This is a genomic window from Aeromonas sp. 159, assembly GCF_963862045.1.
GTDB classification, from domain to species: domain Bacteria; phylum Pseudomonadota; class Gammaproteobacteria; order Enterobacterales; family Aeromonadaceae; genus Aeromonas; species Aeromonas veronii.
In genome coordinates this window covers 1-25326 of the sequence record NZ_CAWLMI010000065.1, presented here as the reverse complement: position 1 = coordinate 25326, position 25326 = coordinate 1, and the positions used below count along the sequence as shown (strand labels likewise).

The 25326-nt window shown below is 57.7% G+C and carries 24 protein-coding genes; 2 read left to right on the top strand and 22 right to left on the bottom strand.

What is annotated here, in order from left to right; genetic code table 11:
- The 17 genes from AACR14_RS12040 to tapM all read right to left on the bottom strand — a co-directional run.
- Positions 1 to 858: aldehyde dehydrogenase family protein (locus AACR14_RS12040; protein ID WP_019446362.1), on the bottom strand; the 858-nt coding region annotated here is incomplete at its 3' end.
- A 72-nt stretch (positions 859 to 930) separates the two neighbouring features.
- Positions 931 to 1950 (bottom strand): arginine N-succinyltransferase, encoded by a 1020-nt coding sequence (astA, locus tag AACR14_RS12035; RefSeq protein ID WP_019446361.1) that lies wholly within the window; start codon positions 1948 to 1950, stop codon positions 931 to 933.
- A gap of 75 nt (positions 1951 to 2025) precedes the next feature.
- Positions 2026 to 3243: an aspartate aminotransferase family protein gene (locus AACR14_RS12030; protein ID WP_019446360.1), complete on the bottom strand. Its 1218-nt coding sequence runs from the start codon at positions 3241 to 3243 to the stop codon at positions 2026 to 2028.
- A gap of 276 nt (positions 3244 to 3519) precedes the next feature.
- Positions 3520 to 4101 (bottom strand): aminodeoxychorismate synthase component II, encoded by a 582-nt coding sequence (locus AACR14_RS12025; protein ID WP_019446359.1) that lies wholly within the window; start codon positions 4099 to 4101, stop codon positions 3520 to 3522.
- Positions 4102 to 4122: 21 nt separating this feature from the next.
- Entirely contained in the window at positions 4123 to 4338 is a 216-nt protein-coding gene (locus AACR14_RS12020; protein ID WP_019446358.1) for a hypothetical protein, read from the bottom strand.
- A 119-nt stretch (positions 4339 to 4457) separates the two neighbouring features.
- Positions 4458 to 5462, bottom strand: a complete 1005-nt coding sequence (trpS, locus tag AACR14_RS12015; RefSeq protein WP_019446357.1) for a tryptophan--tRNA ligase — start codon at positions 5460 to 5462, stop codon at positions 4458 to 4460.
- A 42-nt stretch (positions 5463 to 5504) separates the two neighbouring features.
- The gene (locus tag AACR14_RS12010) at positions 5505 to 6173 is read right to left on the bottom strand and encodes a phosphoglycolate phosphatase (protein ID WP_019446356.1); all 669 of its coding nucleotides are present in this window, start codon (positions 6171 to 6173) and stop codon (positions 5505 to 5507) included.
- Complete coding sequence (rpe, locus tag AACR14_RS12005) at positions 6160 to 6834, bottom strand: ribulose-phosphate 3-epimerase (protein WP_019446355.1); 675 nt, start codon at positions 6832 to 6834, stop codon at positions 6160 to 6162. Before rpe ends, AACR14_RS12010 begins: the two co-directional genes overlap by 14 nt.
- 189 nt (positions 6835 to 7023) lie before the next feature.
- On the bottom strand, positions 7024 to 7896 hold the full coding sequence (locus tag AACR14_RS12000) for a Dam family site-specific DNA-(adenine-N6)-methyltransferase (protein ID WP_019446354.1): 873 nt from the start codon (positions 7894 to 7896) through the stop codon (positions 7024 to 7026).
- A 70-nt stretch (positions 7897 to 7966) separates the two neighbouring features.
- Entirely contained in the window at positions 7967 to 9547 is a 1581-nt protein-coding gene (locus tag AACR14_RS11995) for an SPOR domain-containing protein (RefSeq protein WP_019446353.1), read from the bottom strand.
- Entirely contained in the window at positions 9537 to 10619 is a 1083-nt protein-coding gene (aroB, locus tag AACR14_RS11990) for a 3-dehydroquinate synthase (RefSeq protein WP_019446352.1), read from the bottom strand. The genes AACR14_RS11995 and aroB overlap by 11 nt, the downstream gene beginning before the upstream one ends.
- A 14-nt stretch (positions 10620 to 10633) precedes the next feature.
- A complete protein-coding gene (gene aroK / locus AACR14_RS11985; RefSeq protein WP_005335014.1) occupies positions 10634 to 11152 on the bottom strand; it encodes a shikimate kinase AroK in 519 nt (172 codons plus the stop codon).
- Positions 11153 to 11343: 191 nt separating this feature from the next.
- On the bottom strand, positions 11344 to 13572 hold the full coding sequence (gene pilQ / locus AACR14_RS11980; protein ID WP_019446351.1) for a type IV pilus secretin PilQ family protein: 2229 nt from the start codon (positions 13570 to 13572) through the stop codon (positions 11344 to 11346).
- 16 nt (positions 13573 to 13588) lie between these two features.
- A complete protein-coding gene (locus AACR14_RS11975) occupies positions 13589 to 14122 on the bottom strand; it encodes a pilus assembly protein PilP (protein WP_005335020.1) in 534 nt (177 codons plus the stop codon).
- Complete coding sequence (tapO, locus tag AACR14_RS11970) at positions 14119 to 14718, bottom strand: PilO family type IV pilus biogenesis protein TapO (protein ID WP_019446350.1); 600 nt, start codon at positions 14716 to 14718, stop codon at positions 14119 to 14121. The genes AACR14_RS11975 and tapO overlap by 4 nt, the downstream gene beginning before the upstream one ends.
- The gene (gene tapN / locus AACR14_RS11965) at positions 14715 to 15293 is read right to left on the bottom strand and encodes a PilN family type IV pilus biogenesis protein TapN (RefSeq protein ID WP_005353997.1); all 579 of its coding nucleotides are present in this window, start codon (positions 15291 to 15293) and stop codon (positions 14715 to 14717) included. The genes tapO and tapN overlap by 4 nt, the downstream gene beginning before the upstream one ends.
- On the bottom strand, positions 15281 to 16342 hold the full coding sequence (gene tapM / locus AACR14_RS11960; RefSeq protein WP_005335023.1) for a PilM family type IVa pilus assembly protein TapM: 1062 nt from the start codon (positions 16340 to 16342) through the stop codon (positions 15281 to 15283). Before tapM ends, tapN begins: the two co-directional genes overlap by 13 nt.
- Positions 16343 to 16642: 300 nt before the next feature.
- Between tapM and AACR14_RS11955 the strand changes: the two genes are divergently transcribed.
- The gene (locus AACR14_RS11955) at positions 16643 to 19114 is read left to right on the top strand and encodes a penicillin-binding protein 1A (protein WP_019446349.1); all 2472 of its coding nucleotides are present in this window, start codon (positions 16643 to 16645) and stop codon (positions 19112 to 19114) included.
- Positions 19115 to 19163: 49 nt separating this feature from the next.
- On the opposite strand, the gene oxyR is transcribed toward AACR14_RS11955, so the two are convergent.
- From oxyR to AACR14_RS11935, 4 genes are all read right to left on the bottom strand, one after another.
- Positions 19164 to 20063 (bottom strand): DNA-binding transcriptional regulator OxyR, encoded by a 900-nt coding sequence (oxyR, locus tag AACR14_RS11950; RefSeq protein WP_005354003.1) that lies wholly within the window; start codon positions 20061 to 20063, stop codon positions 19164 to 19166.
- A 156-nt stretch (positions 20064 to 20219) separates the two neighbouring features.
- Entirely contained in the window at positions 20220 to 21860 is a 1641-nt protein-coding gene (locus AACR14_RS11945) for a methyl-accepting chemotaxis protein (protein WP_019446348.1), read from the bottom strand.
- Positions 21861 to 22032: 172 nt separating this feature from the next.
- On the bottom strand, positions 22033 to 22677 hold the full coding sequence (locus AACR14_RS11940; protein ID WP_019446347.1) for a DsbA family protein: 645 nt from the start codon (positions 22675 to 22677) through the stop codon (positions 22033 to 22035).
- Positions 22678 to 22751: 74 nt separating this feature from the next.
- Positions 22752 to 23612, bottom strand: a complete 861-nt coding sequence (locus tag AACR14_RS11935; RefSeq protein ID WP_026035063.1) for a Vmh family MBL fold metallo-hydrolase — start codon at positions 23610 to 23612, stop codon at positions 22752 to 22754.
- Positions 23613 to 23738: 126 nt separating this feature from the next.
- On the opposite strand from AACR14_RS11935, the gene AACR14_RS11930 reads away from it, so the two are divergent.
- The gene (locus AACR14_RS11930) at positions 23739 to 24638 is read left to right on the top strand and encodes a LysR family transcriptional regulator (RefSeq protein ID WP_019446345.1); all 900 of its coding nucleotides are present in this window, start codon (positions 23739 to 23741) and stop codon (positions 24636 to 24638) included.
- 66 nt (positions 24639 to 24704) lie between these two features.
- Here the strand turns inward: AACR14_RS11930 and AACR14_RS11925 are convergent.
- Positions 24705 to 25326, bottom strand: a 622-nt coding sequence (locus AACR14_RS11925) for a BPSS1780 family membrane protein (protein WP_041201959.1), incomplete at its 5' end; no start/stop codon positions are given.

Sequence of the window (25326 nt, the reverse complement as noted above, 5' to 3'; positions counted from 1 at the left end):
CAGGCGGCGCGAGCAGGTGCAGCGCTGACCGGAGGTGATGAAGGCAGATTGGACGATGGCATGGACGGCACCGTCGATGTCACTCACCTCTTTCACGATCAGCGGGTTGTTGCCACCCATCTCGAGGGCCAGAATTTTGCCCGGCTGACCGGCAAACTGCTGATGGAGGAAATGACCGGTACGGGAGGAACCGGTAAAGAAGAGGCCGTCGATATCGGGGTTGCCCGCCAGCGCCTTGCCGGTCTCGACCTCGCCCTGCACCAGATTGAGCACTCCCTTGGGCAGCCCCGCCTCCTGCCACACCTTGACCATGGCTTCGGCCACCATGGGGGTCAGCTCGGAGGGTTTGAACACCACGGCATTGCCCGCGATCAGCGCTGGCACGATATGTCCGTTGGGCAGATGGCCCGGGAAGTTGTAGGGGCCAAAGACCGCCACCACACCGTGGGGCTTGTGACGGACAAACGCCTTGGCGCCCGGCATGGGGTTTTCCACCGTACCGGTGCGCTCGTCATGGGCGCGGATGGAGATGGCGATCTTGCCCTGCATGGCGGCCACTTCGGTGCGGGTCTCCCACAACGGTTTGCCGGTTTCGCGGGCGATAGTCAGCGCCAACGCCTCCTTGTGCTCACCCAGCAGGTCGGCATAGCGACGCACTATGGTCAGGCGATCCTCGAGATCCATATCAGACCAGTGGTAGAAGGCGGCGCGGGCAGCCTTGACGGCCGCATCGACCTGAGCCGCACTGGCGGCAGCGCCCTGCCAGATCACCTCGTTTTTGGCCGGATCCCGTGACTCGAACGGCTTGCCTTCACCGGCAAGCCACTGACCGTCGATAAATTGCACTAACTGGCTCATCCATTCACTCCCTGTCGCTGACAGGCAGCCTCGGCTGCCTGCTTGATAATCGGTTTGCTGGTCCTGTCTGCCTCAGTCGAGGTCGACTACCCGCACCATGTCGCCATCCTGCACCTTGAGTGCCGCCGCCATCTTGGGCGGGATGATGGCCTCGTGCTTGTCGAGATCGACCCGGATATTGCCGTAGCAGGCACGGTACTGTTCGAAACGGCTGTTGCAGAGCAGGTGGGTGCGGCCGCCGATGGGCTCGCCGATCAGCACCCGCAGTTTCTGGCTGCGACGCACGCTGCGGATGTTCTTCAACTCGCACTCGACCGCCGGCCCCGCATCGAAGATATCGACATAGCCGCGATTCACGAATCCCTCGTCCTGCAGCATCTTGATGGCCGGACGGGTCTTCTCGTGGGTCTGGCCGATGACGGCGCGCGCCTCCTTGCTCAGCAAGTTGACGTAGATGGGGTACTTGGGCATCAGCTCGGCGATAAAGCGCTTCTTGCCGATCCCGGTGAGATAGTCGACGGTGGGAAAGTCCATCGAGAAGAAATGGGTCTGCAGCCACTCGTAGAAGGGGCTGTGGCCATTGCCATCCGAAACGCCGCGCATCTCGGCAAAGACGGTTTCGTCAAACAGCTCCGGGTGCTCGGCCATAAACAGAAAGCGGTGCTTGGAGAGCAGGCGGCCGTTGAGCCCCTCGCGGGCACATTCGCGCAAGAACAGGGTGCAAAGCTCGGTATTGCCGGTGTAGTCGTTGGAGAGAGTCAGCGTCTCGACCACGTTGTAGATGCCGAGTTTGGGCGAAGAGTGCACCACCTTGCCGATGTGATAGTTGTAAAACGGCTGGGAGAGACCGACTGCCGCATCGATGGCGCAGGTCCCAACCATCTCGCCGGTCTCGAGATCCTCGGCTACGAAGAAGTAGAGGCAGTCCCCCTTGCCGGCCGGCTTGTCGGAAAAAGTTTGGGTAGAAGCGTCGATCTTGCGCTGCAGCAGCTCATCGTTGACGGGCAACGAGGTCATGCCGGTGCCGGACTCGATGGCGCAGGTCTTGAGCCCGGCAAAATCTTTTTGCTCGATGGGACGGATAACCAACATAAATGACAACTCCCTTTCATTGACGTCAGGTGGGGTCCCGGCTCCTGCCGGGAGGGCTCCCCACCTCAATTTGGATCAGGCGTTAACCACCTGGGCGACCGCCTTCTCGAAGCGGGCCAGCCCCTCCTTGATGTCCGCTTCCGGGATCACCAGCGAAGGAGCAAAACGGACCACGTTGGTGCCGGCAACCAGCGCCATCAGCCCCTGATCGATGGAGGCCAGCAGGAAGTCGCGCGAGCGCCCCTTGTACTCTTCGCTCAGAGCGGCGCCCAGCAGCAGCCCCTTGCCGCGGATTTCGCTAAAGCAGTGGTACTTGGCATTGATGGCTTCAAGCCCATCACGGAACAGCTGCTCGCGTTGCTTGATACCCGCCAGCACCTCCGGGGTGTTGATCACATCGATCACCGCTTCCGCTACCGCACAGGCCAGCGGGTTGCCGCCGTAAGTAGAGCCGTGAGTGCCCACTTTCAGGTAAGAGGCTATTTCGCTGGTAGTCAGCATGGCGCCGATGGGGAAACCGCCACCCAGTGCCTTGGCGCTGGTGAGGATGTCCGGCGTGACACCAAGCCCCATATAGGCGTAGAGCTCACCGGTACGACCGACACCGGACTGCACTTCGTCATAGATGAGCAGGGCATTGTGCTTGTCGCACAGCTCGCGCACCCCTTTGGCAAACTCGTCGGTAGGACGAATGATGCCCCCCTCCCCCTGCAGCGGCTCCATCACCACGGCGCAGGTGTTATCGGAGATCACGTCAGCCAGCGCGGCCAGATCGTTGTAGGGGACGTGGGTGATGTCACCGGGCTTGGGCCCGAAACCATCGGAGTAGGCAGCCTGACCGCCGACGCTGACGGTAAAGAAGGTGCGACCGTGGAAGCCCTGATTGAAGGCGATGATCTGGGTCTTATGCTCGCCGAACTTCTCGATGGCGTAGCGGCGGGCCAGCTTGAGGGCGGCCTCGTTGGCCTCGGCGCCGGAGTTGCAGAAGTAGACCTTGTCGGCAAAGGTGGCGGCGACCAGCTTCTTGGCCAGACGCAGGGCCGGCTCGTTGGTCATCACGTTGGAGAGGTGCCACAGCTTCTCGCCCTGGCTTTTCAGCGCCTCGACCAGCTTGGGATGGCAGTGGCCAAGGCCGTTTACGGCGATGCCACCGGCAAAGTCGACATACTCGCGACCATCCTGATCCCAGACACGTGATCCTTCACCACGAACCGGGATGATCTTGGCCGGCGCATAGTTGGGAACCATCACTTCATCAAACACTTCACGTGTCACTGCCAACAACTCTGACATATAGCTCTCCTTCGATTCGGCGACAGAATAATCCACCGCCCAAAAGTTAAATCCGTGTAAACGTGACGGGATTATCACAGAAATAAAGTAAAAAGTCTGTAACAAGAGGGCCTGTAAGGAACAATGTTCGACTGCCCCTGATATTTTAGGCAACCGCATTGCATAACGACTCAGGGGGGCTTGGCAAGAGATAATTTGGGCAGGAGAGGGGGTGAATAAAGTGTCAGAGAAATTTTTTTTGCCTTCTCTCGATATTGAGAAGGCGGTCACAACTTTTTATGAACAGGTCAGAAAATTGGCCAGTAACAAATGACCCTGTTCGCTCAAAATACTCTCCGGATGGAACTGCACACCCTCGATGTTGAGCGTCTTGTGACGCACTCCCATGATCTCGTCGAACGAGCCATCAGCATGCTCGCTCCAGGCGGTGATCTCGAAGCAGTCGGGCAGCGTCTCGCGCTCCACGACCAGTGAGTGATAACGGGTCACCCGCAAGGGATCCTTGAGGCCGCAGAATACCCCTTCGCCGCGATGGCGAATGAGGGAGGTCTTGCCGTGCATTACCTGACGCGCGCGAACCACGCGGGCACCAAACGCCTGCGCCAGCGACTGATGACCAAGGCAGACGCCGAGAATGGGCAGCTTGCCAGCGAAATGGGTGATGGCGTCGAGAGAGATACCAGCCTCGTTGGGAGTACAGGGGCCGGGAGAGATAACCAGAAAACGGGGAGATAACTGCTCGATATCGGTCAGCGTCAGTTCATCATTGCGTCTGACCTCTACCTCCTGACCCAGCGCACCAAAATATTGCACCAGATTCCAGGTAAAGGAGTCGTAGTTATCAATTAACAGCAACATGAGATAACCAGCAGCGGAAAATTAACGATCGAGAAAACGACCCTGCTCCATTTCCCGCTCACGCTGACATTCGGCCAGATAGATGGCGGCAGCAATGGCAGCGGTCTTGTGATGCTTGTCGATGGCATTGGAGACCATCAATTGCAGGGTATTGAGGTTTTTCGCCTTGCGAAACTTGCGCAGCCAGTGACCTTTGTCACTCAGCTCTTCAATTGAAATATTCGGTTGAACAGACATGGGTACTCTTGGGGATATATCCCGGGTTGGAATAATAAAATCAAACAAAAATAGAGCTGGGGAAAATAAAGAAAGCCAGGCAAATACCCAGCTCTCTTCTACTACACCTTCCCAGTATGTCAGGCTCGAGGAACGAAGCCGACTACATCATATACGCTGGTCAAAGTTTTTTCAGCCCTTTCACGCGCCTTTTGTGCCCCTTCGGCCAAAATCGCAATCAGATGGGCCTCATCCTGACGCAGCTCATTGAAACGGGCCTGAATCGGCTCCAGCAGAGCGACAACCGCCTCGGCGGTTTCGGTCTTGAGGTGACCGTACATCTTGCCTTCGAAATGCTGCTCCAGCTCGGGGATGGAGCGACCGGTCACACCGGACATCAGGGTCAGCAGGTTGGAGACGCCCGGTTTGTTTTCCGGGTCGAAACGCACCACGGCCGGATCGTCGGAGTCGGTTACCGCACGCTTGATCTTCTTGACGATCTGCTTGGGATCTTCCAGCAGGCCGATGAAGTTGGCCTCGTTGTCATCCGACTTGGACATTTTCTTGGTCGGATCCTGCAGGCTCATCACCCGCGCCCCTTCGGTCGGAATGAAGGGCTCCGGCATGGTGAACACCTCACCATAGAGGTTGTTGAAACGGGTGCAGATATCGCGGGTCAGCTCGAGATGCTGCTTCTGGTCGTTGCCGACCGGCACCTGATTGGCCTGATAGAGCAGAATATCAGCTGCCATCAGCACCGGATAACCGAACAGGCCGACGTTGACATTATTCTCGAAACGGGCGGACTTGTCCTTGAACTGGGTCATGCGCGACAGCTCACCCATCTGGGTGTAGCAGTTGAGGATCCAGCCCAGCTCGGCGTGCTGCGGCACGTGAGACTGGATGAAAACGGTGCTCTTCTTGGGATCGATACCGACCGCCAGATAGAGGGCAGCCGCATCGAGGCAGGCCTTACGCAGGGCAACCGGATCCTGGCGGGTAGTGATGGCATGCAGGTCGACGATGCAGTAGAGGCAGTCGTACTCATCTTGCATGTTGACCCACTGACGCAGGGCCCCCATGTAGTTGCCGATGGTCAGCTGACCGGAGGGCTGCGCCCCGCTCAATACGATTGGTTTGGTCATGAGAGTAGTAATCCTTGTAATTCAGCCAGTCCGGCGGCGCGCTTAGCTCAGCAGCGCATCGAGCTGGGAAAAGTGTTCGAACACCCAGTCGGGCCGGGAGTCGGCAATGGGGCGGCCATAGTTGTAACCGTAGGTGAGCCCCACCACCTTCATGCCGGCCGCTTTGGCAGCCAGCACATCATTTTCGGAGTCACCCACCATCAGGGTACGAGCCGGACTCACTCCCAGCTCCTGGCAGGCGTGCAGCAAGGGCTCCGGGCTCGGCTTCTTGACCGGTACGCAGTTGCCACCGAGCCAGAGCGCGAAGCAATCGCTGATACCGAGGGCATCAAGAATAGGCGCGACAAAATCGCTCGGCTTGTTGGTGACGATCGCCTGCTTGTAGCCCAGGGTTTGCAGGCGGCGCAGACTCCGGGCAACCCCATCATACATTGCCAGTCCCTGCAGCAAACAGGCGTTGTAGTGCTGGAAAAAGATCGGACGGGCCTTGGCAAACAGCTCGGGGTCGGCCTCGCGATAGGCAAGGGCCCGCTGGATCAGCTTGTCGGCACCATTGCCGACCCAGGTACGGATAACCGCTTCATCAGCTTGTTCCAGACCCAGATCAGCCAGAGTCAGATTGACAGCCAGCGCCAGTTGGGCGGCGCTGTCGATCAGGGTGCCGTCCAGATCGAACAGCACCAGGTCAAATGCGCGCTCAGCGTGTGACATGAGCCAGCTCCGCACGCATCTGGTCGATCACCGCTTTGTAATCGGGCTTGCCGAAGATGGCAGAGCCGGCGACGAACATGTCGGCACCCGCTTCGGCGATTTCACGGATATTGTCGACCTTGACCCCGCCATCGATCTCGAGGCGAATATCACGGCCGCTCTCGTCGATCAGGCGACGTACCTGACGCAGCTTGTCGAGGGTGCCGGGGATGAAGCTCTGGCCACCGAAGCCCGGGTTGACCGACATCAGCAGGATCACGTCCAGCTTGTCCATCACATACTCGAGGCAGGAGAGCGAGGTAGCCGGATTGAGCACCAGACCCGCCTGGCAGCCCATCTCCTTGATGAGGCCCAGAGAGCGGTCAACATGGTCGGAGGCTTCCGGATGGAAGGTGATGAGGGAAGCACCCGCCTTGGCAAAATCGGGAATGATGCGATCCACTGGCTTGACCATCAGATGCACGTCGATGGGTGCCTCGATACCAAAGTCACGCAGCGCCTGACAGACCATGGGGCCAATGGTCAGGTTGGGGACATAGTGGTTGTCCATCACATCGAAGTGAACCACGTCGGCACCGGCAGCCAGTACCTTGGCTACATCGTCACCCAGACGGGCAAAATCGGCAGAGAGGATCGAGGGGGCAATCAGAAAGTCTTTCATCAGCATCATCCATTGGCAGCCAGGGAGAAAAAGCGGCGCAATTTTAACGTAAAAGGCGGGCGAAAACGACTCGAATGCGGGGTAAATGGGGCAATCGCCTCCCCTCCCCCAGCCACCCGGGTTTTGCGGCATCGGCACGGGCCCAGGCGCGCCAATAAAAAACGGCGCCCCTGGGCGCCGCATGGTCTGTTACGTCAGCGGCAGCAGTTCACTGTCGCTGGGATAGTAGCCCTGCTCAGGTTCGATGCCGGGTGGATAGAGTGCCAGCAATTCGGCCACCTTGTTGCGGGTACCACCGTTGCGGCTGATGGTGCGCTTGACCAGGATCTCGTCGAGACGGGCGCCGCGATAGAGCTCGCGGGTCAGTTCGATGTCGTGATTGCTGATCAGAACAGGCACGCCCTTATGGGCCGCGGTGTGCCGCGCCAGACGGGCAAGTACCGCCTGATCGTCCAGCGTAAAGCCGCCGGCAGCATAGGTGGTGAAGCTCGCCGTAGTCGAGAGCGGCGCATAGGGAGGATCGCAGTAGATAACCCAATCCTCTTCGGCCCGCTTGATGGCATCGGCGTAGCTTTCGCAAATAAAAGTCGCTTTCTGTGCCTTCTCGGCAAAGGCCCACAGCTCCTTCTCCGGGAAGTAGGGCTTTTTGTAGGAACCAAACGGGACGTTGAAGCCCCCCTTCTTGTTGTAACGGCACAGGCCATTGAAGCCGTGGCGGTTGAGGAAGAGGAACAGCAGGGAGCGCTCGAAGCTGGTATCGGTCTGGTTGAACTGGGTACGCAGCCGGTAGTAGGCAGCCTTGTGGTTATGCTCGGCCACAAACAGCTTGCGCGCTTCGTCGATGAAATGATCCGGTGTCTCTTTGAGATGGTTATAGAGGGCGATCAGATCCGGATTGATGTCATTGAGCACATAGGCGTCGTAGTCGGTATTGAGAAAAACAGAACCGGCCCCGACGAAAGGCTCCAGCAACACACGCCCGGCTGGCAAACGCTCGGCGATCTCTTCAACCAGGGAGTATTTTCCCCCGGCCCATTTTAAAAAAGCGCGTGTTTTTTTCATGGAAATCCGGTGTGTAAGAAGGCAAGACCCAAAAAGGGGGTCGATTCTACCCCCTTATCCGGTATCAAGGCTATTGCTTCAGCTCTTTTTGTACCTGTGCAAACGACTTGGGCCAGGGCTGCCCTTTCAGCAGCTCGGGGGAGAGTTTGCGAATGGCACTTTTGGCCTGGCTCAGGCCGGCGTAATCCCCCTGCAGAACCACATACCAGGGGCTACCGCGGAACTTGGTCTGATAGACCCACACCTTGCCCGCCAAACCATGCTCGGCAACAAACTGATCCACCGCCTTGGTGTTGCTCGCCCCCATCAACTGGATGCTGTAGTGGTTGCGCGGCTTCTTGTTCAAGGTGGCGACCGGTGTCAGGGCCACTTTGGGTGCTGGCGCGGTAACCGGCTCGCTGTTGGCGGTTTTGGTGGTGGCCGCAGGCGTTGCGGTTGTCGCCGGATTCAGTGCCTTGGCGGTACTGGCTGGCGCCGTGGTTGCGATTGCACCACTGGGGGCTGTGCCACTCGGGTTCTTGCCGGTCAGCTCGTCCACCACGTCAGTAGGCAGTGCGCCGCTCACCTTGGGTTCGGTCATCAGCTTTTGCACGACCTCGTCAGAGATCACCACCCGACGCCCTTCGTAATTGGTTGATTCGGTGGTCACGGTTTCGCTCTCCACCGACTTGGGCAGCACTTTCGCCTCCGGCTGCCAATCTTTCACAACCCCATTGGGATTACTGGCTGCATCGCTGTTTTGCGCGCCTTGTGCAGCGGAATCTGTATTCGAACCGCCAGCGGTGAGGGGATCGCCTCCCGCTACCGGGATCGGCAATGCCGTGTTTTGCGCCGGATCCTGCAGTGCCGGTTTGCTTTCATTGTCAAACAGCGCAGGCAGCAGGTAGCTCAAAGCCAGCAGGCCGCCAGCGACCAGCGCGATAGCGGTGGCAATCTTCTTGACAGGCAACTGCGCCTGACGCTTCTTGGGCCTTCTGTCGGTCATGATATCCTCCAGTAACTGCATGATGGTGGACGGATGTCCGTTCGCCGTTTTCAGGATCTCCTCGACTTGCGGCTTGGGCAAGAGGGTCGCCGGGATCTTGAGCTCTTTGGCTTTCTCATACAAGAAGATGCGCTGCTCGGGCGGGCTCAGTGGCGGCACTTCCAGCTCAAGGGCTGGCATGGCACGTCCTTTGAGCTGCGGCCGTTGGGTACGACACCAAACGTCACTGCCCGAGACAATAATGGCCAGCTGATGGGGCGCCGCCAGGGTATCGTTATGACGGATGATCGCCCACAACTCTCCCAGCAATTCGGCCGGCAACTGGTCGGCCCGCTCTATCAGCAGCAACAGGGTGGCTGGCTTGCTCCCCTCCAGCATGCGAAAGAAGCTCTCCGCCAGCGCATCCTGTGGATTGAACAGCGGGCGCGCCACCACCTGTGGCAGCAACAACTGGCGCACATCCACCATCTTCATGGCAGGTGTACCAATCAGGCTTACCACCCGCACTTTTTCCGGCAACACGCCGAGCAGGGATTCGCACAGGGTACCGCGACCACAACCGGGTTTACCGGAGAGAAAAATGAAAGGGTGATTGAATTCAATCAGATGCAGCAGCCGGTCAACCAGCTGCCGCTGGGAAGGAAGTTTTAGCAGTTTATTCGTCACGACCAGACTCGATCACCGCCAGCAACTCGGCATCGGACACATCCCCCACCACCTGCGCATGGCCGATGCCAACCGGCAACACCAGACGCAGCTTGCCTTCCAGCACCTTCTTGTCACGGCGCATATGGCGAATAAAGGCGGCGAAATCCATCTCGGCAGGCGCATGAATGGGCAGATTGGCGGCCAGCAGCAGAGCGCGCACACGCGCAACGTCCTCTTCGCTCATATCGCCACGGGCCTGCGCAGTCCAGGCTGCCAGCATGGTGCCGGCGGATACCGCTTCACCATGCAGCCAGTTGCCATACCCCTGCTCGGCCTCGATGGCATGACCAAAGGTGTGACCCAGATTGAGCAGCGCACGGACGCCGTGCTCGGTCTCATCCTGACCGACCACATCGGCTTTGATCTCGCAGCAACGTTTGATGGCGTAGGCCAGCGCGGCAGGTTCCAGCTGTTGCAGACGCACCATGTTCTGCTCCAGCCAGCTGAAGAAATCAGCATCCCAAATGATGCCGTACTTGATCACCTCGGCCATCCCTGCGGCAAATTCGCGGGCGGGCAAGGTACTCAGACATTCGGTATCGATAACAACTTGTTTGGGCTGATAAAAAGCCCCAATCATGTTCTTGCCGAGGGGGTGGTTGACAGCGGTTTTACCGCCGACAGAGGAGTCAACCTGGGAGAGCAGAGTGGTCGGGATCTGGATAAAAGGAATGCCACGTTGATAGCTTGCTGCCGCAAAGCCCACCACATCCCCAATCACGCCGCCCCCCAGAGCGATCAGTGTCGTATCGCGCCCATGGTTGGTTTCAAGCAGAGCAGACATGATCTGCTCAAAGGTCGCCAGGTTCTTGTACGCCTCGCCGTCAGGCAGGATCAGGTGTTCAACCTGAAAACCCGACAGCAACGCGGTTACCCGTTCAAGATAAAGCGGAGCAACGACCGTGTTGGTCACTATCATCACCCGCTTGCCCTTGATGGTCGATACCAGCGCCTCGGGGCGCTGCAACAACCCTGCAGCTATCTCGATGGGATAGCTGCGTTCACCCAGTTCGACCTTCAACCGTTCCATGGACGTCCTCTAGATTACATACCGATCAGCTTTACAATTTGATTGGCGACGATTTTTGCGCTCTGGTCATCGGTGTGCACAACAAAGTCGGCAACCTCTTCATACAGGGCATTGCGCTCTTGTGCCAGACGTTCCAGCACTTCGCGTGCCGGTTCTTCGGTCTGTAGCAGAGGGCGGCGTTTGTCTCGCTGTGTGCGCGCCAGCTGCTTTTCGATAGTGGTTTCGAGGTAGACCACGATGCCACGAGCAGACAACTTGTTGCGGGTTTCGCGACTCTTGATGGCACCGCCACCCGTCGCCAGCACGATACCCTGCTGCTCTGACAATTCGCCGATCACCTTCTCTTCGCGAATCCGGAAACCTTCTTCGCCTTCAACATCGAACACCCAGCCGATATCAGCACCACTGCGGCGCTCAATCTCATGATCTGAGTCGAAAAACTCCATATGCAGTTGTTCTGCCAGATGTCTACCTATGGTGCTCTTGCCCGCACCCATGGGACCTATCAGGAAAATATTGCGTTTCTCAGCCATGTCTTTTCGTTAGTAATTACAAACTGTACGACCCCGATGAATACTGGATCGGGGTACCTATGAACCTTATCTTGCGATGGATCAGGAGGGGGATTATCTCAATAGATATCGGGACTGGCAACCGCAGCCCTTACGCCCCAGCCTCATTGGGGCGTAAGGTTATATGTGTTTTACCCTCACATGTAAAGCATTCAGAAGGCGTCGGTAACTATCTTGGGCGTCACGAAAATCAGCAACTCCCGCTTTTTGTTCTCGCTGGTGGTCTTGCGGAACAAGGCCCCCAACCCGGGAATATCACCCAGCAGCGGCACCTTGGTCACATCGCTCTTGATGGTCTGCTGATAAATGCCGCCCAACACCAGTGTCTCGCCATTGTTCACCAGCACCTGAGTGGTGATGGACTGGGCGTTGATGGAAACCGCATCACCGGTACCGGTCGGTACCGTTTCACCCTTGGTATCCTGGGTCACGGTCAGGTCGAGAATCACCCGATTGTCAGGGGTGATCTGCGGAGTAACCTTCAGGCTCAATACCGCCTTCTTGAAGGTAACCGAGGTAGCGCCACTGGAAGAGGACTCCACATAGGGGATCTCGGTACCCTGTTCGATCAACGCCGGTTTCTGGTTCGCAGTGGTCACGCGCGGACTGGCTATAATCTCGGCTTTGCTCTCTTTTTCCAGCGCCGACAACTCGAGATCCAGCAAGGTGCCATCGGCCAGACGGGCTACCTGGAAGGCCAGGGTACCGGCCGCATTGGTCACCGGCAGGTTGACGTTCAACCGATCGTCAGCTGATGGCCGAGGGTTGATCGCCGAGCCTCCATTGTTATTACCAGAGCCATCATTCCCCTCGATGGAACCGGACGTACTGTTGCCATGACCATCATTCTTGGTCACCCCCCAGCGCACCCCGAGCGCTTCATCAAAACCGTCATCAATGGTCACCATCCTCGCCTCGATAACCACCTGCTTGACCGGAATATCGAGAATATCGAGCATCCGTTTGATGCTGCTGATGACATCGGCGGTATCCTTGACCACCAGCACGTTGGTTCGCTCGTCCACGCTCACCGCACCACGGGGTGACAGCAACTTGGTACTTTCGGAAGAGAGCAGGGCCGCCACTTCCGAGGCCTTGGCATAGTTTATCTGCAGATACTCGGTATAGAGCGGGGCCAAATCGGCGACCTGATTTCGGCTCTCAAGTTGCTGCTTCTCGCGTGTTGCGATCTCTTCTGCAGGCGCTACCAGCAAGATGTTGTTATCCAACCGCTTATCCAGCCCCCGCACCTTCAAAATAATGTCGAGCGCCTGCTCCCACGGCACCCCGTCCAGACGCAGGGTAATATTGCCTGATACCGAATCTGTGGTTACCAAGTTAAGGTTGTTGAAATCGGCAATAAGCTGCAATACGGTACGGACTGGAATATCCTGAAAGTTCAATGAGATGGGCTTTCCCTGATACTGCTTGGATGCCGTGGCCGTCGTCCGCTTTTTCACCTCGATAATGAAGAGCTTGTCTGCCTGATCGTAACGGTAATCAAACTGACCATTGATCGACAGTTCAAACAGGGTATCGCTGCCCTGCCGGGAGACTTCAACCTGAGAGACCGGCGTTGCAAAATCCTGCACGTTGATCAGATTAAGCAAGCCATCCGGTACCCGAGTGCCATGAAACTTGGCCAGTACGGTCTGTCCTCGGCTGCTCACATCGACGGCGGCCGAGCTGTTATCCAGCGTGACCAGAAACTCCCCCTGGCCATCTTTACCACGACGAAAATCCACACCGGTAACCGAGTTGAAATAGGCGCCGCCCCCACTGCTCTGATAGTTGTTAAGCACCGGCTTGCTGGCAGGCTGTGTTGCTACCGGCGTAGTCACGGGCGCAACAGGCATCGACCGGGCGACGACCTGAGGATTGAGCAGTGCCGAGGGAGAGGGTGTGGCCACCATCGCAGAGGGTGCTGTCACAGGAGTAGCCGAGGTTGCGGGTGCAATCAGCGCGCTCTCACCATTGATGAGCCCGGAAGAGGCCCCCTCGCCCAATGACACCAGTAATTTGTTCCCCTGTTGCTGAACCTGATAGGGGGCCAGCTGATCGAGTGCGATCTTGATATCCAGACCTGCGCCCTTACCCTCAACCTTGATATTATCAACCCCCAGGCGCTGGATCGGCAGCGGGTTCACTTTCAGCGCCCCTGCCGCACCGGGAACATGCAACAACAGCTGATTGGGTTGGTAAGAGAGACGATCGGTAAAGCCCGTGACCGGCTCACTAAAACTGAGCTCGACCAGCAATTGATCGGCCAGCAGCGGATTGACCTTGATCTCCTGCAGGGTTGCCACTGCCCACGCCTGACTGAGGGCGCTGGCGCAAAACAGCAAAGCCACTTTGGATACACTCTCTATTGTTGTTCTCATTGCTGTTCGTCCCTGATTATTGTTTTTCTTGCACATTGGCCATCGCCAACTGGGTTTCTCTTGTTACCCAGCACCCCTTCCCGTCCGGAATGGTTTCCAGCAAATCCACGGCAGTGTCAGTGATCTTGATGACCCGGCCCTGATCAAGCCCCATATACTGGTTGAGCCCGACCCGCATCGATTTGCCATCCGGGGTGCTGATCAAGGCCCACAACTGACCCGCCTTACCTAAAGAACCATGCATCGACAGACTGGCCAGCGAATAATTTTCCAGCACCTCTTTCTCACGATCCATCAGGGTCTGTGCACAATCCGGCTGGGCCTTGGCAGTACTTGTACTTCCGACCGTCGCCTCAGGCTGGGGAACCATGAAGGGGCTGCGCAACTCGCGTTGCTGGTAGTGCATAGGGGCAAAAGGCTTCAGCTCGGGCAAGGGCTCGATAGGTATGGGTGGCCTTGCTTTGGTCTGGGCGACATAGCTATCCATGTCCTCCTGACCACCACAGGCCGCCAGCAAGAGGGCAGGCAATAACCAGCAGATGCGTCTCATTGTTTCGGCTCCACTGTTTTACCGTTGTACTTGTAGGTCTTGGCCAGCATCGACATCGAAATCAGCTCCCCTTCATCCTTGCTCTGACCCAGAGTGAAGGAGTCAAGGATGACGATACGGGGCAAGGCAGCCATGTCAGCGGTAAACTTGCCAATTTCATGGTAAGTGCCCACGACTTCGATACGCATTGGTAGCTCGGTTGAAAACTCGTGCTTTACCTCGGGTTCCCAGTTGATCCGGTTCAATTTCAAGCCGTTGTCGGTAGCAATAAAGCTGATATCGTCCAGCAGACCGGCGACCTCATGGGTATTGGGCAACTGCTTGAGCTGGGTATCGACCAGTTGCTCAAGCTGAACCATTTGCGCCTTGTATGCCCCCAGGTTGGCAGCCAGCATCGCCTTGCTTTCAAACTGGGCTTTCAGTTCGGTCTCTTTCCCCGCTTCCTGGGTCAAACTGGTCAGTGAGTTGGCAATCACGTAGTAGTAGATGGCGCCGCCGGTCAACACGCAGCAGAAAAAGATGAAGACCCCTTTTGCCCATTTTGGCCAGCTTGCTATGTCATTGATATCCAACTCGTTGAGTTGCTGAAGGTTCATTGTTGCTCCTTGGCCACATTCCCTGCAGCCGCAGCATTGTTGGCGATCAGGAACATCATGGAAAACTGGCTCAATGACACTGGCGCAACATCAGCCGCAAAAATAGTGCTTATCTTTGCCTGACCCAGCCAGCCGGAACCATCAATCCGCCGCATCATGCTGGCCACCCGACCATAGGCTTCGGTCTTGCCATTTACATCAATAATATTGTTCTGCATCGAGAGGGTGTTGAGGTAAACCCCGTTGGGCACCAGTGAAGGCAGCTGATTGAAGAGGCGGACGGGCACATTGCGTCGCATCTGCAACTGCTCGATGAGCTGCATCCGATCGATCAGTTCCTTGCGACGCTCTTTGAGCAGACGGATCTCCCCCAGTTGGGCATCCAGAATAGTCATCTCCTGAACCAGCCGCTGGTTGCGCTGCTGCTGGGCGACGATCTGGCGATCAACCAGCCAGTTGGCAAAAAATCCCAGCGCGACCGTGGCCAGCACAAAAATCCCCAGCAAGGCCCCGAACTGTTTCTTTTGGCGCTGGGCCCGGGCTTCACGCCAGGGTAGAAGGTTTATATTTGACATGGTGTGAAACTCCTCAGAGCCAACCCGAATGCCGTCATATATTTAGCACCATGTACCAGCTCGGCCTCTCCTTTCGGTTTGCCAAACAGAGCGAACAGATCCGGGTGCAATACCTCGCAATTGACCTCTTCTTTTACCTGCACCAACAAACCGGGCAGCAGACTGCCTCCCCCCGTCAGCACCAGTTTTGCGATGTCGCGATAACCGGATGAACTGCAAAACAGCTGGATATTGCGCCGCACTTGCTGCAGCAGCGAGTTGATGTGGGGCATCAGCACATCCAGCTCATGGTCAACAGGCAAGGTACCTTTGGTTTTAGCCTGCTCAGCCTCATCCAGCGTCATGCCATAAAAGGAGGAGAGCGCCTGGCTGTACTGATCGCCGCCGAAGTTTTGCAAGCGGGAGTAGATCACCTCTCCCTTGACCAGCGCTGCAAAGGTCATGGCACTGGCACCGATATCTATCACCCCGATCGGCCGTTCACTCTCCTGCAATTCGGGCAGACAGGCCACCACGGCACGGCCCAACGCATGGGCCCCCACATCCACCACCTTGACGGCAATACCGGCTTCGGCAAGGGCGCTGACCCTGCCGTTGACACTCTCGGTGCGGGCTGCGCTCAGCAGCACATCCTGACGATCTTCACTGTTGTTGGTGCTCAGCACCTCAAAATCGAGACTCACTTCATCGAGGGGGAAGGGAATGATCTGCTCGGCCTCCAGCTGCACCTGATTCTCCAGCTCCTTGTCGCTGAGGCGGGCATCAATCTGGATCACCTTGGTAATCACGTTGGAACCGGTCACCGCAGTGGCGGCATAGTCGCTGTGAGTTGGAATAAGACGCTTGAGGGTCTTGAGAGATTGGCTGACGCGCTCGATATCCTGCAATTGATAGTCAACCAGCGTCCCTTTCGGGGTGGCAATATCGGCGACCGATTCGAGATGAAGCTTGCCAGGTCGGCCACTGAGGGTAACGGCCTTGATGGTCTGGCTGCCAAAATCAATGCCCACCAGAGGGAGGAGGGATCCCTTGTTAAAAAGCCCAAACATATACACATCCATGCGTTATTTGGTTTTATTCCTGAACAGAGTGTAGGACACCCGATCAGAGGAGTGCTTCACTCATCCTAAATGCTCTAACTATCAATGTCATAAAGTTTATGTCGAAAAGTGACCCATCTCGCTTTCTTCATGGCAAGTGGCCCTCCTTGGTTATTACTCCCCGTAGTGCTAACCTCTCGCATCCTTTTGAGGTGGGTGGCTCGCCACAGGAAAACCTCGAATTCCCGATGGCAAAAGGGCTATACTCTGCGCCCGTTGGCTAATTTTAAGACGATTGGTAGTTCTTCCATGCTGAAATGGCTCGTTCGCCTGTTTATTGTCATGATGCTGGGTGCAGTGCTGGGTGTTGCCAGCCTCATCGGTATCTACTTCTATATCAAACCCCAACTGCCCGATGTCACCGCACTGCGTGACGTCAAGCTGGCAACCCCGATGCGGGTTTACAGCCGGGATGGGGAGTTGATCGCCCAATATGGCGAAATTCGTCGCATTCCGCTGCGTCTGGACGAAATTCCGCAACCCATGATCGATGCCGTACTGGCGACCGAAGATGCACGTTTCTATGAGCACCCGGGCATTGACCCGATAGGTATCATTCGAGCCGCATCTGTCTGGGCTGTTTCCGGCCATGCCCGTCAGGGGGCCAGTACCATCACCCAGCAGGTTGCCCGCAACTTCTTCCTGAGCAATGAGAAGACCATCATCCGCAAGATCAAGGAGGTCTTCCTTGCCTGGCGGATCGAGCAGAATCTCTCAAAAGATGAGATCCTCGAACTCTACCTCAACAAGATCCCCCTCGGTTATCGCTCCTTCGGGATCGGTGCTGCGGCACAGGTTTACTTTGGTAAAGAGGTCAAGGATCTGGGACTGGACGAGATCGCCATCATTGCCGGTCTGCCAAAAGCCCCGTCCATGCTCAACCCCATCCGCTCCCCCGAGCGGGCCTTTGCGCGCCGCAACGTGGTGCTGGGCCGGATGCTGGAAACTGGCAAGATCACCCAGGCTCAGTTTGACGAAGCGTCCAAGATGCCGATCAAGGCCCGTTTTCACGGCGCCGAAGTGACCCTGCACGCCCCCTATCTGGGGGAAATGGTGCGCCAGAAGATGGTCGAGCAGTTCGGTGAAGATGCCTACACCATGGGCCTGCACGTCTACACGACCGTCTCTGCCGAACGTCAGCGGGCGGCAAGACAGGCACTGCTGGATGGCGTTTTTGCCTATGACATGCGCCACGGCTATCGCGGCCCGACGGCTCAGTTGTGGAAGGCTGGCGAGACAGCCTGGGATTACGAGCAGATCGTCGCTCACCTTGGCAAACAGCCCACTTACGACCCGCTGATGGCGGCGGTCGTGACCAAGCTCGGTGATCGCAGCGCCACGCTGGTACTGAAGAATGGCAAGGAAGCAGAGCTCGGCTGGAACGGTATTAAATGGGCCCGCTCCTTTATTACCGACGACCGCCAGAGCTATGCCCCGAAATCGGCGCGCGATGTGCTGAAAGTCGGCGCCCAGATCTGGGTGCGGGAAGAGGGCGAAGAGTTGCTGCTGGCCCAAATCCCGGACGTCAACGCCGCGCTGGTTGCCATGAACCCGAAAAATGGCGCACTGGAAGCACTGGTCGGTGGTTTCAGCTTCGAACTCTCCAAATTCAACCGGGTCGATCAGGCGCGTCGCCAGATCGGTTCCAATATCAAGCCTTTCCTCTATGCGACCGCGCTGGAGCATGGCTATACCCTGGCGTCGCTCATCAACGATGCGCCGATCAACCAGTGGGATCCGTCAAAAGGGCCCATGTGGCAGCCCAAGAACTCCCCGGCCGTGTATGATGGTCCCACTCCGCTCCGTCTGGGACTGGCCAAGTCCAAGAACGTGATGTCGGTTCGACTGATGCGCGCCATCGGTCTGGATACCTATATCGACGGTCTGACCCGCTTTGGTTTCCCTCGCGACTTCATCTCTCCCCATGAGTCGCTGGCGCTGGGCGCTGCCGAATTCACCCCCCTCGAAGTGGTACGTGGTTACTCGGTACTGGCCAACGGTGGCTTCCTGGTAACCCCATACTTCATTGACAAAGTGACCGACAGCCTGGAGAACACCATCTATCAGGCCAATCCTGCTATTGCTTGCACCACCTGCGAACAGCAGGCTGCGCCCGAGCAGAGCACACTGCCGCAGACAACTGTTGATGGAGCCGCACAAGATGGCACGCAGACCCCTCTCGCGCCAATTATCGCCCCGCATACCATCAGTGCCCAGAGTGCATTCCTGATCACCGACACCCTGAGCACAGCCATCTGGGGGGGCAACGGCTGGCGTGGTACCGGCTGGCGTGCAGCCCGCGACCTGAAACGTCACGACATCTCCGGTAAAACCGGTACCACCAACGAATCGCGGGATGCCTGGTTCTCCGGCTACACCCCGGACATCGTTGCTACCTCATGGATCGGTTTTGACAACCACCAGCGTGGCCTTGGCCGTGCCGAGTTTGGTGGTGGCGCCGCGCAGCCTATCTGGATCGACTTCATGAAAGTCGCCCTCAAAAAGCTGCCGGAGCACAAGATGCCGGTTCCCGAAGGGATCATGACGGTGAAGATTGATAGCGAAACCGGCCTGCTGGCAACCAGTGGCGGCACCGACGAATACTTCAAGGAAGGTACCGAGCCGACCCGCTACGCAGCACCGAGCTCGGATGGCAATCAGGTCTACGGCGGTGACAACCCCGATGTAGAAGGGCCTGTCTCTACCGACGATATCTTCTAAGTCGTTATCGCGGCAGAAGCAAAACCGGCAGCCTTGGCTGCCGGTTTTTTTATTGGGCCAACTGCTTGCTCATCAGCGTGGCGATCGAGGCCGCCAACTCATTGAAGCAGGGGCGACGCACCGAGTAGTGGCGATAGAGCAGCGAGATGGTACGCCCCGGCACAGGGTCAACCACAGGTCGATAGCTCACCCCTCCCTCATCATGATCAGCAGGTACGGCCAGCTTTGGCACCAGGGTCATGCCGCTACCGGCGGCCACCATGTTGCGCAGGGTCTCGAGACTGGTTCCCTTGAAGCGTTGATCCTCACCAATCCCGCCAGCGAAACAGAATCCCATCGCCTGATCCCGCAAACAGTGGCCATCGGCCAGCATCAGCAATTTCTTGCCCTTGAGATTGCCGAGTGGCACCTGCCTTGCCTGTGCTTCGGGGTGATGGCAAGGCACAGCCAACCACATCGGCTCATGATAGAGCTGGATTGAACCAAACCCCTCCATCCCCGGCATCTCGGCCAGAATGACGCAATCCAGCTCCCCCTCTTCCAACCGCTTGAGCAGGGTTTGGGTCTGCTCCTCATAGAGGTAGAACTCCAGCTGGGGAAAACGCTCACGCAGGGTCTGGATAATGCGGGGCAACAGGTAGGGGCCCACGGTCGGAATAAAACCGATATGGATCTCCCCTGACATCGGCTCGGAGAAGTGCTGACCTATGCTCTTGAGCTCGCGCACCTCCTTGAGCACCCGACGCGCCTGATGGGCCATGGCATCGCCAGCCGGAGTAAACAGCACCTTGCGCGAGGTACGTTCGATCAGAATGACCCCGAGTTCATCCTCCAGCTTGCGCAGCTGGCCGCTCAGGGTAGGTTGACTGACAAAGCAGCGTTCTGCGGCTTTGCGAAAATGTTTTTCCTCATCCAGCGCCACCAGATATTCGAGATCGCGAAGATTCATACAGCAAGAGTCCTGCCTGGAAAATGGGCCATCAGCATGCACAATATCGTCCGGCGGGACAAGTCATCCACTCGCAGTGACCCTCTCTGACTTCCCCTTCAAAACAGAAAAGCCCGATCAGCTCGCGGTAATCGGGCTGTTTGACTCGCCGAGGGATTACACCCTGAAACGGCGCACCATATCCTGCAGTTGGGTAGCCAGATGGTTCAGCTCGTTGCACGCCTGAGCCATCTGGGTGGCACCGGCGGCCACCTCTTCGGAAGCATGGCTGATATTGACCACGTTACGGTTGAGCTCCTCGCTCACCGCCCCCTGCTCTTCGGTGGCTGTCGCAATCTGGATGTTCATGTGGGAGATGCTGCTGACCGAGCCACTGATCTGGGAGATAGACTCGCCCGCTTCCCGCGCGGTAGCAACCGTGGTGTTCATCAGCTCCTGACTCTGTTGCATGGTACTGCCCGCCTGTTCGGCACGCTGCTGCAACTCGGCAATGATGGTGTTGATCTGGGAGGTGGAGTCCTGAGTGCGCTTGGCCAGAGTACGCACCTCATCGGCCACCACCGCAAACCCCCGCCCCTGCTCACCGGCACGGGCCGCTTCAATCGCAGCATTCAATGCCAACAGGTTGGTCTGTTCGGCAATGCCGCGGATCACCTCCAGCACCATGCCGATATTGCGGCTGTCATCGCCCAGTTGGCGGATCACTACCGCAGTGCTCTCGATAGCACCGGCGACCCGTTCAATACGTTGAATGGAGTCATTCACCGTTTGCGCACCAAGTTCGGCCGTCTCACTGGCAGAGGTGGCGGCACTGGCCGCATCGCTGGTGTTGCGCGAGACCTCCTGCACCGTAGCCTGCATCTCGTTCATCGCCGTCGCCAGCTGGTTCAGTTCATGTTGTTGGGCATTCATATTGTTGGCTGACTGGCTGGCAACAGAGCTGATCTCTTCCGCGGCGGAACTCAGTTGAACCACAGAGCCCGACACTTCACTCACTAGGGTGCGCAGATTGGTCTGCATCTCACCAAACCCTTTGGCAAGGGTTCCCAGTTCATCATTGTTGAACTGCTGCATATCGATGCGGGAGGTGAGATCACCAGAGGAGACCCGCCGGGTCTGTTCCAGCAACGCCATCACCGGATTGCGGATCTGACCGGTCAGCAGCCAGGCAATTGCCACCACAAAACCCAGCGTCACCAGACTGACAATGACGCTCATGGTTCTGGCACTGCTGTAGAGCGCCTCCACATCTTTTGTCATCTGGGCCGCAATCTCGTTATTGATTTCCCGCAGGCGGAAGGATTTTGCTCCCACCTCCTCCAGCGCGACCCGGGTTTCGTTTTTGCGCAGACTTCTGACTCGCTCCAGATCGCCAGCAGCGAAGGCGCTCAACAGTTGGTCATGCACCGCAAAATACTTGGCCCCCGCCGCAACCACCTGCTCATAAACCTGTTTCTCTTCACCTGTAGTGAAAGCTAAAGCGCCGTATTTTTGGGCTGCTTGCTCAAATTCCTGCCTGGCCTTATTGAAGGTCAGGGTGCGATCGCTTACCTCTTGATCATCCTTATTCAGGCCACCGATAACCTGGGCCAACTCAGAGCGGCGCGCATCCAGAATGGCAACATGCATTTGGCTGGCATAGCGGGTTGACGGGAGCAGGTTGTCAGTTATGGTTTCGGTATCACCATAGAGCTTTGCCAACTGGCTGATGGAGAACCAGGCCAAGCCCAGTACCAGCAGTGCCAGGATGGCGAATCCGGCACTCAGTTTCTGGCCGATAGACATGTTTTTGAACATATGGGGGCTTCCTTGAAATGAGTCTGCACTCCCGCAACATCCGCCGGGAATGGTCACATAGAGCATAGTCTGCAAGCAGAAAGTCGAAGGCTTTCATATCGCTTCTGCATACAGGAATATCGGCCCGTTCACTCCACTTCTAAAGAGACCTTGTCCGTTCACATTCTAATAACTATTCCATCAACTCTAGAAGATGCTGACGCAACCCGGCAGGATCGCCCAAAAAGTCAGCCACTCGCACAGCACTCACCTTACCGTTGTGCATCAACCCAAGGGTGGGATAACCCTGACCGCCCAGCCGTTTCATCCAGCCCTGGCTATCTGCCAGATGTTGCAGCAAGGGGGCCTGCAGATAAGCTTGCTGGAATGCCTCGGCTGCAATCCCCTGCTCTGCCGCCAGCGTGGCAAGAAACGCAGGCTCACCAATCCAGATCCCGTCCCGATAGTGGGATTGCTGGATCCGGTGCAACATGACCAGCCCATCGCCCCCCAACGCCGTGACGGCCAAAACCGCACGGATCGGCGACTCGGAGTCCAGCAGACAGCCCTCCCGCAGCAGCAGTTCGTTAAAGTAGCGCTCGCCAAAATGCTGGCCGGTCAGCGCCTCGATCCGCTGATCATGGGGGCGCACATAATCACGCAATGCCTCGCCCATAGGCTGACGGCGACTACCCAGCCAGAGACCGCCCGCATGCAGCTCGATCTTGAGCCCAGCAATGGTGGCTGCCGCCTGCAACAGGGGGGCGGCACCGTAGCACCAGCCACAGAGCGGGTCATAGACATAATGGAGGGTGGTTTGTTGTTCGCTCATCTTCATTCTCACTTCAATCTCGGATCAAAAACCGGGCCCTTAGGCCCGGTAAAAAACACAGGGAAAGCAGGCTCAGTGGCTTACCACTTCATCTCGCCGGTATTGACCTTGGCACCGATGGCCAGACCATCGTCAACCGGCAGTGCCGGATAGGCTTTCTTCAGAGCCTCAATCAGCTCACCGGAGTTTTTCGCCTTGGCCAGCTCCTGTTCGAAACGCTCTACATAGTCACGGGTAAAGGTCACAGCAGCAGTGCCTTTGGGAGCAGTGCCCAAGAAGTGGCCCGGTACCACACGCTCGGGTTTCAGGGCCAGCAGGTTATCCAGCGCCTTGACCCAGTTGCTGCGAGCCGCTTTGGTCTGGCTGTCGGCCATCCAGACATGCACCCCGTGGTAGACCGGCACACCACCAAAAGCAGTCTTGATGGAAGGGGCCCAGAGGTAGGCATTCGGGGTATTCATCTCTTTGATTTCAATCTTCTCGCCATCCAGCGTCAGGTGGCTGGCGGTCATCACTTGCGGCACGGTCAGGCTCTTCGGTGCACCCTTGCCGAGGATCGGGCTCCAGTAGCTCAGCTTGGCATCCTTGGTCTTGTTGATATGGTCAACCACATGCTGGTCGGCCAGCACTTTGACATCCGGGAACGCCGCCATGACTGGCTCCAGACCGAAGTAGAAGTCGGGGTCACCGGCACTGATATAGACAGTGGTCAGCTTTTTGCCGCTCTTCTTGATCATGTCGACCAGCGCCTGACCATTTTGCACGTCGAACTGGGCATCGATCAGGATGGCCTCTTTGTCACCGGTCACCAGTGAGGAGGAGACCGGGAAGATTGCCTTCTCGCCAGGGTTGTAGACGGTCACGCTCAGGGGGGCGGCCAGTGCGGCGCCACTCAGCAGGGTGGTAGCCAGAGTCAGGTTGCGGATCAGGGTGTTGTTCATCATCTATTCCTCATTAAGTATTCGGGGGTTCATTTGATGGACACAGTGTATTGGATCACTTAAGGTGCAAATACAGCATAAAAAGCGCATCACTGTTGCACATATCGAACATATAGAGAGCCATACATGGATCGACTGACCGCCTTGCGGGTCTTTGTCAGCGTAGTCGAACAAGGGAGCCTGAGCGGCGCCGGAGAGAAACTGGATATGTCGCGCGCCATGGTGTCGCGCTATCTGGCCGAGCTGGAGAGCTGGATGGGCGCCCGCCTGCTGCACCGCACCACCCGTCGTCTGAGCCTGACAGGGCCGGGAGAGGAGGCGCTGAACCGGGCCCGTGCCATGCTGGCACTCGGCGAGGAGATGGAGCAGATCGCTGTGAAGGGGGATGACGCCCCCAAGGGGCAACTGCGGATCACCAGCAGCTACTCCCTGTCAGAAGCACTGCTGGTCGGGGCGGCCAACGACTATCTGGCGCAATACCCGGGAACGGCCATCGACATTCTGCTGCTCGACAGAACCGTCAATCTGGTGGAGGAGCGGATCGATCTGGCGGTGCGCATCACCAACGACCTCGATCCCAATCTGGTGGCGCGTCGTCTCGGCACCTGCCACTCGGTAGTCTGTGCCAGCCCGGCCTATCTGGCACGTCATCCGATGCCAAACAAGGTGCAGGATTTGGCGCTGCACAACTGCCTCACCTACACCTACTTCGGCAAGAGCCTGTGGGAGTTCAATGGACCGGACGGCCCCGAGTCAGTGCCGGTCAGTGGTAACCTGAGTGCCAATATCTCCAACCTGCTGCTGGAAGCAACGCTGGAAGGCGCAGGGATCAGCCTGCAACCCCGCTACTCGGCCCAGCCCTATCTGGAGCGCGGGGAACTGGTGCCCCTGCTGACCGACTGGCAGCCCAAGCGCCTCGGGGTCTACGGGGTGTATGCCACCCGCAAGCAGATGTCGCCGCTACTGCGCAGCTTCCTCGATTTTCTGCTGGCCCGCATGGCGGCGGATCCCATCTGGCAGGAGTAAGCACTCCGCACACCCAAACATAACGAAGGGGCCGCTGCGGGCCCCTTCTTCACTCTGATCCCTTGATCAGGCTTCAAATCCGAATGGTTCTGAGTGCGGCGCTTCCGGCTGCGCACTCTCGTCCAGGAAAATATCCCGATAAGCCACATAGATGGAATAGTTGAGCGCCGGGATCACCACCAGCAGACCTACCAGCAACAGCACAGCGCCAAACAGCAACAAAATGGCTGAGAGCAGCCCCCACCAGAAGAAGGGAAAAATATTGCGCCAGCAGCCGAAGAAGCTCAGCCGTACCGCCTGGATGATGCCGATATCGTGGTGGTAGATCAGCGCCGGAGCAAAGGTGACCCCCATCAGTACGGGAATGATGAGCAGCATCCCCACCAGCAATACCAGCAGCAGTTGTTGCAACTGGCTGGCTGAGACCACCATGCTCTCGGGATCCTGCGTCAACAGCGGGAGCAGCCCCCACATGGAGAGCAGACCGAGACAGACGAGGCCAACCAGGCTAAACAGCAGCAACACCAGCAGACCGCCTAGCATCAGCGGGGTCAGCTTGTGGCGAAAACCGGCGAAGAGATCGGCAAACTGCAGCGGCTCCCCCCGATAACCCCGAGCGGCGACCGCCACCCAACCCGCGCCCCACACCATGTAGAGCAGCTGGGAGATAAGGCCACCCGCCGGCAGT

Bases quoted from the DNA above. Each gene is read 5' to 3' on its own strand.
- astA (WP_019446361.1), bottom strand. From the start codon at position 1,950: ATGTTGGTTATCCGTCCCATCGAGCAAAAAGATTTTGCCGGGCTCAAG.
- AACR14_RS12030 (WP_019446360.1), bottom strand. From the start codon at position 3,243: ATGTCAGAGTTGTTGGCAGTGACACGTGAAGTGTTTGATGAAGTGATG.
- AACR14_RS12025 (WP_019446359.1), bottom strand. From the start codon at position 4,101: ATGTTGCTGTTAATTGATAACTACGACTCCTTTACCTGGAATCTGGTG.
- AACR14_RS12020 (WP_019446358.1), bottom strand. From the start codon at position 4,338: ATGTCTGTTCAACCGAATATTTCAATTGAAGAGCTGAGTGACAAAGGT.
- trpS (WP_019446357.1), bottom strand. From the start codon at position 5,462: ATGACCAAACCAATCGTATTGAGCGGGGCGCAGCCCTCCGGTCAGCTG.
- AACR14_RS12010 (WP_019446356.1), bottom strand. From the start codon at position 6,173: ATGTCACACGCTGAGCGCGCATTTGACCTGGTGCTGTTCGATCTGGAC.
- rpe (WP_019446355.1), bottom strand. From the start codon at position 6,834: ATGAAAGACTTTCTGATTGCCCCCTCGATCCTCTCTGCCGATTTTGCC.
- AACR14_RS12000 (WP_019446354.1), bottom strand. From the start codon at position 7,896: ATGAAAAAAACACGCGCTTTTTTAAAATGGGCCGGGGGAAAATACTCC.
- aroB (WP_019446352.1), bottom strand. From the start codon at position 10,619: ATGGAACGGTTGAAGGTCGAACTGGGTGAACGCAGCTATCCCATCGAG.
- aroK (WP_005335014.1), bottom strand. From the start codon at position 11,152: ATGGCTGAGAAACGCAATATTTTCCTGATAGGTCCCATGGGTGCGGGC.
- pilQ (WP_019446351.1), bottom strand. From the start codon at position 13,572: ATGAGAACAACAATAGAGAGTGTATCCAAAGTGGCTTTGCTGTTTTGC.
- AACR14_RS11975 (WP_005335020.1), bottom strand. From the start codon at position 14,122: ATGAGACGCATCTGCTGGTTATTGCCTGCCCTCTTGCTGGCGGCCTGT.
- tapO (WP_019446350.1), bottom strand. From the start codon at position 14,718: ATGAACCTTCAGCAACTCAACGAGTTGGATATCAATGACATAGCAAGC.
- tapN (WP_005353997.1), bottom strand. From the start codon at position 15,293: ATGTCAAATATAAACCTTCTACCCTGGCGTGAAGCCCGGGCCCAGCGC.
- tapM (WP_005335023.1), bottom strand. From the start codon at position 16,342: ATGTTTGGGCTTTTTAACAAGGGATCCCTCCTCCCTCTGGTGGGCATT.
- AACR14_RS11955 (WP_019446349.1), top strand. From the start codon at position 16,643: ATGCTGAAATGGCTCGTTCGCCTGTTTATTGTCATGATGCTGGGTGCA.
- oxyR (WP_005354003.1), bottom strand. From the start codon at position 20,063: ATGAATCTTCGCGATCTCGAATATCTGGTGGCGCTGGATGAGGAAAAA.
- AACR14_RS11945 (WP_019446348.1), bottom strand. From the start codon at position 21,860: ATGTTCAAAAACATGTCTATCGGCCAGAAACTGAGTGCCGGATTCGCC.
- AACR14_RS11940 (WP_019446347.1), bottom strand. From the start codon at position 22,677: ATGAAGATGAGCGAACAACAAACCACCCTCCATTATGTCTATGACCCG.
- AACR14_RS11935 (WP_026035063.1), bottom strand. From the start codon at position 23,612: ATGAACAACACCCTGATCCGCAACCTGACTCTGGCTACCACCCTGCTG.
- AACR14_RS11930 (WP_019446345.1), top strand. From the start codon at position 23,739: ATGGATCGACTGACCGCCTTGCGGGTCTTTGTCAGCGTAGTCGAACAA.